The sequence below is a fragment of the Herbaspirillum hiltneri N3 genome, from assembly GCF_001267925.1.
Lineage (GTDB): Bacteria > Pseudomonadota > Gammaproteobacteria > Burkholderiales > Burkholderiaceae_D > Herbaspirillum > Herbaspirillum hiltneri.
This window is the reverse complement of sequence record NZ_CP011409.1, coordinates 4,673,650-4,685,804: the sequence shown is the minus strand read 5'-3', so window position 1 is coordinate 4,685,804 and position 12,155 is coordinate 4,673,650. Positions and strand designations below refer to the sequence as shown.

The window sequence follows — 12,155 nt, the reverse complement described above, 5'->3', positions numbered from 1 at the left end:
GCGGATGATGCAAATACTGCAATTACGGCTTGATCAGGTCGAGCAGCTGCAAGGGATCATGCAACAAAGCGTCGGCTTCCCAGGATGCCGGTGCGACGTGGCCGCAATAGCCCCACGCTGCGGCGATGGTCTGCATGCCGGCAGCGCGGCCGGCCTGGATGTCGCGCAGGTCGTCGCCGACATACCAGCATTCGTGCGCAGCCAGTTGCAGCCGGCTCGCAGCTTCATACAGCGGCGCCGGGTGGGGTTTGGTATGCGGCGTGGTATCGCCGGAGACCACGCAGCCGGCATGGCCCAGGCCGATTTGCGGCACCAGCGGGTCGGTGAAGCGCGATGCCTTGTTGGTGACGATGCCCCAAGCTAGCCCGCGTGCTTCCAGCTGCTTGAGCAGGTCGGGAATGCCGTCGAAGAGTTTGCTTTTGACGACCAGCTTGGCTTCGTAATTGTTGAGGAAGCGCACGCGCAGGTCTTCATAGCCGGCGTCGTCCGGCTTCACGCCGAAGGCTGCGCCGATCAGGCCGCGCGCGCCTGCGGACGCTACCGGGCGCAGGTGCTCATAGGGTGTCGGTTCCAGGCCGCGTTCGGCGCGCAGCTGGTTGACGGCTTCGGCCAGGTCGGGCGCCGTGTCGGCGAGCGTGCCGTCGAGGTCGAACAGGATGGCGCGGGGTGTTTTCAATGGCATGGTCGGCACGGTGAAGGCGGTTGGCGTAACAGCGGAAGCTGCTGCGGTTTGCCGGCGATGTCCGCAGGGGGACGTCGCCGGCCATCGGGTATTGCGGTCAGGACAGCGGCTTGCGGCAAGCCACCATGTAATTGACGCTGGTATCCTGGTTGATCGAATACAGCTTGGTCAGCGGATTGTAGGTGAGTCCCTTGAGTCCATCGAGTTCCAGTCCGGCTTCGCGGATGAAGCGGGCCAATTCGGCCGGCGTGATGAACTTGGCATAATCATGCGTGCCCCTAGGCAGCATGCGCAACAGGTACTCGGCGCCGATGATGGCGAACAGGTAAGCCTTGGGATTGCGATTTAGCGTGGAAAAGAACACATGGCCGCCGGGTTTCACCATCGCCGTGCAGGCGCGCACGATGGAAGCGGGATCGGGAACGTGTTCCAGCATTTCCATGCAGGTGACGACGTCGAATTGGCCGGGTTCACGCGCGGCCAGGTCTTCTGCGGCTATCTTTTCGTAGCGAACCTGAACCCCGGATTCCATGCCGTGCAGATCGGCGACCTTGAGCGCTTTGTCGGACAGATCGATGCCGGTCACCCGGGCGCCTTTGCGCGCCATGGATTCGGCCAGGATGCCGCCGCCGCAGCCGACATCGACCACGCTCTTGCCGGATAGCGCCGCACGGGCGTTGATCCATTCCAGCCGGAGCGGATTGATTTCGTGCAAGGGACGAAATTCGGAAGTGGGGTCCCACCAACGATGGGCGAGATCGCTAAATTTTTGAAGTTCTTGAGGATCGGCATTCATAGGCTGAATGATAGCTGAAGCCGCCTGATGCTGTTCGTCACAAAACAAATTTCCATAAAAAAACCCCGCCGAAGCGGGGTTTTTCTCGATTGAGAATCGTGTGTCGGTATTACTTGTTACGTGTACCGACGACTTCGATTTCAACGCGGCGGTTCTTGGCGCGGCCAGCTGCTGTCTTGTTGTCAGCGACTGGTTGCGATTTGCCCTTGCCTTCAGTGTAGACGCGGTTGGCTTCGACACCCTTGGAAACCAGGTATGCCTTGACCGATTCAGCGCGGCGGACGGACAGTTTTTGGTTGTAGGCAACGGAACCGACGGAGTCAGTGTGGCCGACAGCGATGATGACTTCCAGGTTCAGGCCCTTCAGGTTTGCAACCAGTTCGTCCAGTTTGGACTTGCCGGCTGGCTTCAGAACTGCCTTGTCGAAGTCAAAGAATGCGTCAGCAGCGTAAGTGACTTTTTCCGATGTCGGAGCGGCTGCAGCAGCGGCAGCTGGAGCGGCTGGAGCAGCAGCAGGAGCAGCGGCTTGAGCAGGAGCTTCTTCGCATGGGCCGTTGACAAACGCTGTTTGCCAGCACAGGCCGAAACCGCTACGAGTAACGACATCACGGCCATCTTGCAGGTACAGGCTGTTTGGACGGACTTTGATGTCCTTGATTTCCTGTGCGGTCGCAGACAGAGCGATGGCTGCGGACGCAGCAGCGAAGACGAGTTTTGCTAATTTGTTCATGTTTCTCCTCTCGGGTGAGATATCCGCAGATAAACTGCGCTACAAAATTACGACATCAAAAAAACGAATAATATCATGTGTTCAGGTCGTCACACGTCCCACTTTACAAGGGGGGCGTGCAATGAACTTAGCCGCCATTCTGCCACAGGCTGGTGCAATCAGCGAACGTTGCCAAATAGTCCAATCAACGTTTTTAACACTCTGTTGTTTTTTGGTAACAAGACGTTTACCTTCACAAAGTGCCGCACTCTGTTGCCAAAAAAGCCAAATTTTGGCTAAAAAACCTTATTTTTCATGCCCTTGCACGCGAATAACCACACGGCGATCGGGTGATAGGCAGCCTGCCAATTTCCGTGGGGGAATATTTCCCCCGCATTGCGCAACCGGTTCGCTGCTGCCGGCACCGACGACCTGGATCGGCGCGGCAACATTTTTGCTCTTCAGAAATGCAGCGACCGTTTCTGCTCGTTTGACGGCAATTTCCTCATTATGTTTCCGGGTGCCAAGCCGATCGGCGTGGCCGGTGACAATAATTGCGTCAATTTCACCGCAAGCCGCCAGTCGCTCGACAACCTGTTTCTGGATGCGCTGCTGCGCGGCCTTGTTCAGCGCCGTCTCGCCGGAGCCGAACGTCTGGCCCGCGCCGAGCGTGACCTGGAAGTTGCAGTCCGCGCTTGCCGTCGGCGTGGCAGCGCCGACCACAATGGCAGCCGGATTGCTCACCAGCGCGGGAGCGATCGGGTTCGTGACGGGAGGCGCCAGCTCGCCGTCGCAGCCGCTCAGGGAGTCCGATGGCGTCCAGTAACCGGTCCGCCAGCACAGGCCATACTGGCTGCGGGCGACGCTGCCCTGGTTGTCCTGTCCGTATGCCGCGCCCGGGGTGGCGGCAATGGCTGTGTTGTTCTGTGCGTGAGCGGGAAGTGCGGCGCCCAGCAAGAGGCCGAGCAGGCAGAGGAATTTATAAGGCATATTAATTAGAGGGTTGCGACAGCATGGGCAGGGCGGCCTGTCATGGCGCGGCTTGTCCGGCGGAAATGCAGCGGATGCCGTGATTTCCATGATGCGTCTTTTTCTGTTGAAGGCTCGCATTTTAATCACAATTGCCGCTTTTGCCCGTATTTGTTTGTACCGGCCGCTGCATATTGCCTGGGAGCTAAAACCGGCGCTGCAAAGGCTCGGCGTGCTAGAATGCTTCGTTTGTAGTCGCTGCCCGCAATGAACAGGTTTCGGGCCTGATTCAACCCCCAAAATCAATACCTCTCGACTCGCCAATGGATCAATTCGCCAAAGAAACCATCCCCATTTCCCTTGAAGAAGAGATGCGCAAGAGCTACCTCGATTACGCCATGAGCGTGATCGTCGGACGTGCTCTTCCGGACGTGCGTGACGGCCTCAAGCCGGTACACCGCCGCGTGCTGTTTGCGATGCATGAAATGAACAACGTCTGGAATCGCCCGTTCGTGAAATGCGCGCGCGTGGTCGGTGAAGTCATGGGTAAATACCACCCGCACGGCGACGCGTCCATTTACGACACGCTGGTGCGTATGGCGCAGGATTTTTCGCTGCGTTACATGCTGGTGGACGGACAAGGCAATTTCGGCTCGATCGACGGCGACGGCGCCGCGGCGATGCGTTATACCGAGTGCCGGCTGGACAAGATCGCCAACGAATTGCTGGCCGATATCGAGAAGGAAACCGTCGATTTCGATCCCAACTACGACGGCAAGGAAAAAGAACCGTCGGTGCTGCCGACTCGCATCCCCAACCTGCTGATCAACGGTTCGTCCGGCATCGCGGTGGGCATGGCTACCAACATTCCTCCGCATAACATCACCGAAGTCATCAACGGCGCGCTGCATGTGCTGGCCAACGCGGATTGCACCATCGACGAGCTGATCGAGCTGATTCCGGCGCCGGACTTCCCGACGGGCGGCATCATTTACGGCGTGTCCGGCGTACGCGATGGTTATCGCACCGGCCGCGGCCGCGTCGTGATGCGCGCCAAGACCCACTTCGAGGAATTCGGTCGCGAAGGCCGTACGGCGATCATCGTCGACGAGCTGCCGTACCAGGTCAACAAGAAGGCCTTGCTCGAGCGTATCGCCGAGCTGGTGCGCGACAAGAAACTGGAAGGCATCTCCGACCTGCGCGACGAATCCGACAAGTCGGGCATGCGCGTGGTGATCGAACTCAAGCGCGGCGAAGTGCCTGAAGTGGTGCTCAACAATCTGTACAAGCAGACCCAGCTGCAGGACACCTTCGGCATGAACATGGTGGCGCTGGTCGACCGCCAGCCGAAGCTGCTGAACCTGAAGCAGATGCTGGAATGCTTCCTGTCGCATCGCCGCGAGGTGGTCACACGCCGCACGATCTTCGAACTGCGCAAGGCGCGCGAACGCGGCCACGTGCTGGAAGGCCTGGCGGTTGCGCTGGCCAACATCGACGACTTCATCGCCATCATCCGCGCGGCGCCGACGCCGCCGATCGCGAAATCGGAACTGATGGCACGCGCCTGGGATTCGTCCATGGTGCGCGAAATGCTGGCCCGCACCGGTGCGGAAAACAGCAGCGGCATCGAGGCCTTCCGTCCGGAAAACCTGCCGGCGCATTACGGCATTCAGACCGACGGTCTGTATAAGCTGTCCGACGACCAGGCGCAGGAAATCCTGCAAATGCGTCTGCAACGCCTGACCGGTCTGGAACAAGACAAGATCGTCAATGAGTACAAGGAAGTGATGGAACAAATCGCCGACCTGCTGGACATTCTGTCCAAGCCGGCGCGCGTGACCGCCATCATCACCGACGAACTGACGGCCGCGAAGAACGACTTCGGCATCGGCGTCAAGGACGAGCGCCGCTCGACCATCGAACACAATGCCACCGATCTCGGCACTGAAGACCTGATCACGCCGCAAGACCTGGTCGTGACGCTGTCGCACTCGGGCTACATGAAGTCGCAGCCGGTGTCCGAATACCGTGCACAAAAACGCGGCGGCCGCGGCAAGCAAGCCATGGCGACCAAGGACGACGACTGGATCGACCAGCTGTTCATCGCCAACACGCACGATTACATCCTGTGCTTCTCCAACCGCGGCCGTCTGTACTGGCTCAAGGTGTGGGAAGTGCCGCAGGGTTCGCGCAATTCGCGCGGCAAGCCTATCGTCAACATGTTCCCGCTGCAGGATGGCGAAAAGATTACCGTGGTCCTGCCGCTGTCGGGCGAGAACCGCGTCTTCCCCGAAGACCGTTACGTCTTCATGTCGACCAGCCTCGGCACCGTCAAGAAGACGCCGTTGTCCGACTTCAGCAATCCGCGCAAGGCCGGCATCATCGCGGTCGATCTCGATGAGGGCGACTTCCTGATCGGCGCTGCGTTGACTGACGGCCAGCACGACGTCATGCTGTTCTCCGATTCCGGCAAGGCAGTGCGCTTCGACGAGAACGACGTGCGTCCGATGGGCCGCACGGCACGTGGCGTGCGCGGCATGAACCTGGAAGAAGGTCAGCAAGTCATCGCGCTGCTGGTTGCCGAAAACGAACAGCAGTCGGTCCTGACGGCGACCGAGAACGGCTTCGGCAAACGTACGCCGATCACCGAGTACACCCGCCACGGCCGCGGCACCAAGGGCATGATCGCGATCCAGACCAGCGAACGCAACGGCAAGGTGGTTGCGGCAACCCTGGTCGAAGCCAGCGATGAAATCATGCTGATCACCACCGGCGGCGTGCTGATCCGCACCCGTGTCGCGGAAATTCGCGAAATGGGCCGGGCAACGCAAGGCGTAACGCTGATCGCCGTGGAAGACGGCACCAAGCTGAGCGGCCTGCAGCGAGTGGTTGAGTCCGATGCCGAAGAAGACAAGGCCGAAGACGATGTCGAAGGTACGGCTGCTCCCGAAGGCGACGCGCCTGCTGAATAAGCCGGGTTAAGCAGAAAATGACCGGCTGATGGCCGGTCATTTTCATCCTGCAGCGTTTGTTTCGCCAACTGGTCTGCCGGTTGTTCTGCCTGTTTGTCCGGTCTTCTGTTCCTGTCTTTCCTGTTCGTGCTCTTGTATTGTTGCTTCATCGTTGCTTTGTTTTTCTTTATTTTTACCCTAGATCATGGTCTACAATTTTTCCGCCGGTCCGGCCGTATTGCCGAAAGAAGTGTTGCAGCAAGCAGCTGACGAAATGCTGGACTGGCACGGCAGCGGCATGTCCGTGATGGAAATGAGTCATCGCGGCAAGGAATACATGTCGATCATCGAGGCGGCCTTGCGCGACATGCGCGAGCTGTTTGCGGTGCCGACCAACTACAAGATCCTGTTCCTGCAAGGCGGCGCCATCGCCGAAAACGCCATCATCCCGATGAATCTCGCGGGCCTGCGCGGCAAAGGCGCGGGCGTGGCGGACTACATCAACACCGGTTCATGGTCGACCAAGTCGATCAAGGAAGCGCGGCGCTATTGCGAAGTCAACGTCGCCGCCTCGTCGGAAGCCGAAAAATTTGCCCGCATCCCGGCACGCGACACATGGAAGCTGTCGCGCGACGCAGCTTATGTCCATCTGTGCACCAATGAAACCATCGACGGCGTTGAATACCAGTTCACGCCCGACGTCGCCGCCGACACCGACAACGCCCCCATCGTGGCCGACATGTCGTCGCATATTCTGTCGCGCGCGGTCGATGTCTCCAAATATGGCGTCATCTATGGCGGCGCGCAAAAGAACATCGGCCCGGCCGGCCTGACCATCGTCATCGTGCGCGAAGACCTGCTCGGCCACGCCTTGCCGATCTGTCCGTCGGCCTTCGACTGGAAGACCGTCGCCGACAACGATTCCATGTACAACACGCCGCCGACTTACGCGATCTATATCGCCGGCCTGGTGTTCCAGTGGCTCAAGCGCCAGGGTGGCGTAGCTGAAATGGAACGCCGCAATATCGCCAAGGCAAAGCTGCTGTACGACTATCTCGACAGCACCGAATTTTATACAACGCGGATTGCGAAGGACTGCCGTTCACGCATGAACGCGCCGTTTTTCCTGCATGACGAAACATTGAACGAGACATTCCTGGCCGGCGCCAAAGAGCGCGGCCTGCTGCAGCTGAAAGGCCACAAGTCGGTCGGCGGCATGCGCGCATCGATCTATAACGCGATGCCGATAGAAGGCGTCGAAGCACTGGTGGAGTACCTCCGCCACTTCGAACGCACACACTGAACGGCTGCTGCAAAACAAATCTGGCGTTGTCGCAACGTCTTGCCGTGCTAACGCACTGTCTGCGACGCTGCGCCTGGCCAGCTTTTGCTTTGCAGCACCCGTTCAATCGAGCTTGGGCTGGCCGCGTTCACTTGCCAATTACTTGCCAGTTACTTGCTATGTATTTGCAGCCAGCCGAAACAGATTGAACAAGAAAGACCACAATGAGTGACGATAAACTCTTGCCCTTGCGTCAGAAGATCGACGCCATCGACGCGCAAATCCTTGATTTGCTGAACCAGCGCGCACGCGTCGCGCAGGAAGTCGGGCACGTCAAGGCCGAGACCAACGCGCCGGTGTTCCGTCCCGAGCGTGAAGCGCAAGTGCTGCGCAAGGCCGCCGAGCGCAACCCGGGGCCGCTGCTGGGCAGCGACATCCAGACGATTTTCCGTGAAGTCATGTCGGCCTGCCGCGCGCTGGAAAAACGCGTCGTGGTGGCCTATCTCGGTCCCGAAGGCACCTTCAGCGAACAAGCCGTGTACCAGCAGTTCGGCCATGCCGTCGAAGGCTTGCCGTGCGTTTCGATCGACGAGGTCTTCCGCGATGCAGAAGCCGGCACCGCCGATTTCGGCGTGGTGCCGATCGAGAATTCTTCCGAAGGCGTGATCAACCGTACGCTTGATCTGCTGCTGCAGACCACGTTGCGCATCAGCGGCGAGATTTCGATTCCCGTGCATCACAGCCTGATGACCAAGGTCGGCGGCATGCAAGGCGTGACGCGCATTTGCGCGCATTCGCAGGCGCTGGCGCAATGCAATGCGTGGCTGAACCAGAACTATCCGGGTATCGAACGCCAGGCCGTGGCGTCCAACGCCGAAGCTGCACGCATCGCCGGCGAAGATACTACGGTGGCCGCCATCGCCGGTGAAATCGCCGGGCAGAAATACGGTCTGCAAACCGTCAATGCGCACATCCAGGACGATCCGCACAACCGCACGCGCTTTGCCGTCATCGGCCGTCTGCAAACCGCGCCGTCCGGTCGCGATCAGACCTCCATCGTGCTATCCGTGCCGAACAAGGCCGGCGCTGTCTACAACCTGCTGGCGCCGCTGGCCAGGCATGGCGTGTCGATGACGCGCTTCGAGTCGCGTCCGGCGCGCATGGGGGCGTGGGAATACTATTTCTACGTCGACCTGGAAGGTCACGAGCAAGACGACAAAGTCGCCAAGGCGCTGGCCGAGCTCAAGGAGAACGCGGCGTTCTTCAAGCTGCTCGGCTCTTACCCTTTTACCGTATAAATCATTAGAAGGTTCATCATGTCCACATCATTAGGTCCGGAATACGTGCGCGCGCTGGCGCCTTACCAGGCGGGCAAGCCCATTGCCGAGGTCGCCCGCGAATTCGGGCTTGATGAAAGCAAGATCATCAAGCTCGCATCCAACGAAAATCCGCTCGGCATGCCGGAATCGGCACGGCTGGCGATGCAGCAGGCGGTGGCCGACATCGGCCGTTATCCCGACGCCAACGGTTTCGACCTGAAGGCCGCGATCAGCGCCAAGTACGGCGTGCCGCAGGACTGGATCACGCTGGGCAACGGCAGCAACGACATTCTCGAACTGGCGGCGCACGCCTTCGTGCAGCCGAAGCAATCGGTGGTGTATGCGCAATACGGTTTCCTGGTCTACGCCCTGGCTACGCAAGCGGTCGGCGCGCGCGCCATCGAAGTCAAGGCCAAGGATTTCGGCCACGACCTGCAGGCCATGGCGGCGGCGATTGCCGACGACACGCGCCTGGTGTTCATCGCCAATCCGAACAATCCGACCGGGACTTTCCTGCCGGCGGCCGAGCTGGAGGCATTCCTCAAGGCGGTGCCGCAGCACGTGGTGGTGGTCATCGACGAGGCTTACAACGAATACCTGTCGGCCGATCTGCAATACGAATCGACCGACTGGGTGCGCACTTTCCCGAATCTGATCGTCTCGCGCACCATGTCCAAGGCCTACGGCCTGGCCGGTCTGCGTGTCGGTTTCGCGATCGGACAACCGGGTGTGACCGATCTGCTCAATCGCATTCGCCAGCCATTCAACGTCAATTCTCTGGCCCAGGCTGCAGCAGTTGCCGCACTTACCGACAAGGCTTTCCTGCAAAAGAGCGCCGAGGTCAATGCTCAGGGCTACAAGCAATTGATCCAGGCGTTCGACTCGCTCGGCCTTACCTACGTGCCGTCCTACGGCAACTTCGTGCTGGTCAAGGTCGGCGACGATGACGGCGCTGGCGCGCGCGTCAATCTCGCGCTGCTCAGGAAGGGCATCATCGTACGTCCGGTCGGCAACTACGGCTTGCCGCAATGGTTGCGTGTCACGGTCGGTTTGCCGGAAGAAAACGCTGCGTTCATCGCCGCGCTGAAAACCATCCTGGGCTGAAGGCGGCACATAGTGAAGAAAATTGTTGTCTTCGGCGTCGGCCTGATCGGCGGTTCGTTTGCGCTGGCGCTGAAAAAAGCCGGTGCGGCTGCTCATGTGGTCGGCGTCGGCCGCAGCGAAACATCGCTATTGCGTGCGAAAGAACTGGGTATCATTGACGAAGCAAGCACGTCGGTCTCCGATGCGGTGCAGGGTGCGGATCTGATCTTGCTGGCGGCGCCGGTGGCGCAGACAGGCGTCATCCTGTCGAGCATTGCGCCGCATCTGCAAGCCGGCACCGTGGTGACCGATGCCGGCAGCACCAAGGCCGACGTGGTGGCGGCTGCGCGCGCGGCGCTGGGCGACAAGATCGGGCAATTCGTGCCCGGCCATCCGATTGCAGGACGCGAGCAGAACGGTCCCGATGCGGCGCTGGCCGATTTGTACGTCGGCAAGAAGACCGTCATCACGGCGCTCGATGAGAATTCCGAACAAGACGTCGAACGCGTGGCGCAAGCCTGGCAGGCCTGCGGTGCAGTCATCCATCGCCTCAGCCCGCAAGAACACGACGCGGTATTTGCCTCCGTCAGCCATTTGCCGCACCTGCTGGCGTATGCGCTGGTCGACGATATCGCCTCCAAGCCGCATGCGCCGATTCTGTTTCAGTACGCTGCGAGCGGCTTCCGAGATTTCACGCGCATTGCCGGTTCGTCGCCTGAAATGTGGCGCGATATTTCGCTGGCCAATCGCGCCGCGTTGCTGCATGAGCTGGACGCGTATCTGGTGCAGCTGATACGCATGCGCAAGATGCTGGTCGAGCGCGACAGCGACGGTCTGGAAAAAATTTACGCGAATGCCCAGCAGGCGCGGCACAATTGGACTGCCGCGATCGAAACTGCCGAACGGCAGAGCAAAGAGGGCGGCGACTGAGCGCGGATTGCCGTTTTGCACGCCTGTTTCCCCGATTTTCAGAACGATTCCAGAACCACCACAGACAACTATTTCCGATGAAGCCAGCTTCCTATCCACGTCATATCGACCTCAATCCGGTGGCGCATGTCCAGGGCACGGTCAAACTGCCCGGCTCCAAAAGCATCTCCAACCGCATCCTGCTGCTGGCGGCCTTGTCGCGCGGCACCACCAAGATCATGGACTTGCTGGCCTCCGACGATACGCTGGTGATGCTGATGGCCTTGCAGCAACTCGGCGTCAAATGGGAGCAGGTCGACGGCACCCAGGATTACATCGTGCACGGCGTCGATGGCGTGCTGCCGGTGCACCAGGCCGATCTCTTCATGGGCAACGCCGGTACTGCCATCCGTCCGCTGACGGCGGCGCTGGCCGTGATCGGCGGCGATTACACGCTGCATGGCGTGCCGCGCATGCATGAGCGGCCGATCGGCGATCTGGTCGACGCGCTCAATGACGTCGGCATGCGCATCGAGTACACCGGCAATCCCGGCTATCCGCCACTGCATATCCGTCGCGGCATGCTCAATGCGCACCGCATGAAAGTGCGCGGCAATGTCTCCAGCCAGTTCCTGACGGCCTTGCTGATGGCGGCGCCGCTGATGGCCAGGGACGAGCCGATGACCATCGAGGTGATCGGCGAGTTGATCTCCAAGCCGTACATCGAGATCACACTGAACCTGATGCGCCGCTTCGGCGTGGATGTCCAGCGTGACGGCTGGCAGTCCTTCACGGTGGCAGCCGGCCAGCACTATCAAAGTCCCGGCGCCATTCATGTCGAAGGCGATGCCTCCTCCGCCTCGTATTTCCTGGCGGCAGGCGCCATTGCCGGCGGTCCGATCCGCGTGGAAGGCGTCGGCCGCGACAGCATCCAGGGCGATGTGCGCTTCGTCGAAGCCCTGCGCCAGATGGGTGTGACCATTACCATGGGCGATAACTGGATCGAAGCGTCGTCGAACGGCGTGCTGAAGGCCATCGACACCGATTTCAACCATATTCCCGACGCCGCCATGACGATCGCGGTTGCCGCGTTGTACGCCGAAGGCACCAGCGTGCTGCGCAACATCGCCAGCTGGCGCGTCAAGGAGACCGACCGCCTGGCGGCGATGGCGACCGAACTGCGTAAGCTCGGCGCGACCGTGGAAGAGGGGGCGGATTACCTGAGCGTGACGCCGCCGCAACAACTGACGCCGGCCACCATCGACACCTATGACGACCACCGCATGGCGATGTGTTTCTCGCTGGCATCGCTGGACGGCACTGCGCGCCGCGGTACGCAGGTGCGCATCAATGATCCGAAGTGCGTGGCGAAGACTTTCCCCGACTATTTCCGGGTGTTTCAGCATATTGCCGAACAGACACTGATTTGACTTATCAAGAATTGACCAACAAGCG

The 12,155-nt window shown here is 60.3% G+C and carries 10 protein-coding genes; 6 read left to right on the top strand and 4 right to left on the bottom strand.

Annotated features, from left to right (window positions below; genetic code table 11):
• Positions 1-22: 22 nt before the first annotated feature.
• The 4 genes from F506_RS21065 to F506_RS21050 form a co-directional block, all read right to left on the bottom strand.
• Positions 23-682 (bottom strand): HAD family hydrolase, encoded by a 660-nt coding sequence (locus F506_RS21065; protein WP_053200693.1) that lies wholly within the window; start codon positions 680-682, stop codon positions 23-25.
• Between the two features lie 97 nt (positions 683-779).
• Positions 780-1,478 (bottom strand): bifunctional 2-polyprenyl-6-hydroxyphenol methylase/3-demethylubiquinol 3-O-methyltransferase UbiG, encoded by a 699-nt coding sequence (ubiG, locus tag F506_RS21060; protein ID WP_053200692.1) that lies wholly within the window; start codon positions 1,476-1,478, stop codon positions 780-782.
• Positions 1,479-1,587: 109 nt separating this feature from the next.
• Complete coding sequence (gene ompA / locus F506_RS21055; RefSeq protein ID WP_053200690.1) at positions 1,588-2,208, bottom strand: outer membrane protein OmpA; 621 nt, start codon at positions 2,206-2,208, stop codon at positions 1,588-1,590.
• 285 nt (positions 2,209-2,493) lie between these two features.
• On the bottom strand, positions 2,494-3,267 hold the full coding sequence (locus F506_RS21050) for an OmpA family protein (protein WP_235471267.1): 774 nt from the start codon (positions 3,265-3,267) through the stop codon (positions 2,494-2,496).
• A gap of 212 nt (positions 3,268-3,479) precedes the next feature.
• Here F506_RS21050 and gyrA point away from each other — a divergent pair, with 212 nt between their 5' ends.
• The 6 genes from gyrA (at position 3,480) to aroA (ending at position 12,130) form a co-directional block, all read left to right on the top strand.
• Positions 3,480-6,128, top strand: a complete 2,649-nt coding sequence (gene gyrA / locus F506_RS21045; protein ID WP_053200686.1) for a DNA gyrase subunit A — start codon at positions 3,480-3,482, stop codon at positions 6,126-6,128.
• Between the two features lie 184 nt (positions 6,129-6,312).
• Positions 6,313-7,410 carry a 3-phosphoserine/phosphohydroxythreonine transaminase gene (serC, locus tag F506_RS21040; protein WP_053200684.1) on the top strand — a complete coding sequence of 366 codons (1,098 nt, stop codon included), beginning with the start codon at positions 6,313-6,315 and terminating at the stop codon, positions 7,408-7,410.
• 203 nt (positions 7,411-7,613) lie between these two features.
• Complete coding sequence (pheA, locus tag F506_RS21035; protein WP_053200682.1) at positions 7,614-8,687, top strand: prephenate dehydratase; 1,074 nt, start codon at positions 7,614-7,616, stop codon at positions 8,685-8,687.
• An 18-nt stretch (positions 8,688-8,705) separates the two neighbouring features.
• Positions 8,706-9,812 (top strand): histidinol-phosphate transaminase, encoded by a 1,107-nt coding sequence (gene hisC / locus F506_RS21030; RefSeq protein WP_053200680.1) that lies wholly within the window; start codon positions 8,706-8,708, stop codon positions 9,810-9,812.
• Positions 9,813-9,824: 12 nt separating this feature from the next.
• The gene (locus F506_RS21025) at positions 9,825-10,721 is read left to right on the top strand and encodes a prephenate dehydrogenase (RefSeq protein WP_053200678.1); all 897 of its coding nucleotides are present in this window, start codon (positions 9,825-9,827) and stop codon (positions 10,719-10,721) included.
• A 77-nt stretch (positions 10,722-10,798) separates the two neighbouring features.
• On the top strand, positions 10,799-12,130 hold the full coding sequence (gene aroA, locus F506_RS21020; protein ID WP_053200676.1) for a 3-phosphoshikimate 1-carboxyvinyltransferase: 1,332 nt from the start codon (positions 10,799-10,801) through the stop codon (positions 12,128-12,130).
• Positions 12,131-12,155: the final 25 nt, after the last annotated feature.

Coding starts and splice junctions, on each gene's coding strand:
- ompA (WP_053200690.1), bottom strand. CDS start 2,208: ATGAACAAATTAGCAAAACTCGTCTTCGCTGCTGCGTCCGCAGCCATC.
- F506_RS21050 (WP_235471267.1), bottom strand. CDS start 3,267: ATGGAAATCACGGCATCCGCTGCATTTCCGCCGGACAAGCCGCGCCAT.
- hisC (WP_053200680.1), top strand. CDS start 8,706: ATGTCCACATCATTAGGTCCGGAATACGTGCGCGCGCTGGCGCCTTAC.
- gyrA (WP_053200686.1), top strand. CDS start 3,480: ATGGATCAATTCGCCAAAGAAACCATCCCCATTTCCCTTGAAGAAGAG.
- serC (WP_053200684.1), top strand. CDS start 6,313: ATGGTCTACAATTTTTCCGCCGGTCCGGCCGTATTGCCGAAAGAAGTG.
- F506_RS21065 (WP_053200693.1), bottom strand. CDS start 682: ATGCCATTGAAAACACCCCGCGCCATCCTGTTCGACCTCGACGGCACG.
- aroA (WP_053200676.1), top strand. CDS start 10,799: ATGAAGCCAGCTTCCTATCCACGTCATATCGACCTCAATCCGGTGGCG.
- ubiG (WP_053200692.1), bottom strand. CDS start 1,478: ATGAATGCCGATCCTCAAGAACTTCAAAAATTTAGCGATCTCGCCCAT.
- pheA (WP_053200682.1), top strand. CDS start 7,614: ATGAGTGACGATAAACTCTTGCCCTTGCGTCAGAAGATCGACGCCATC.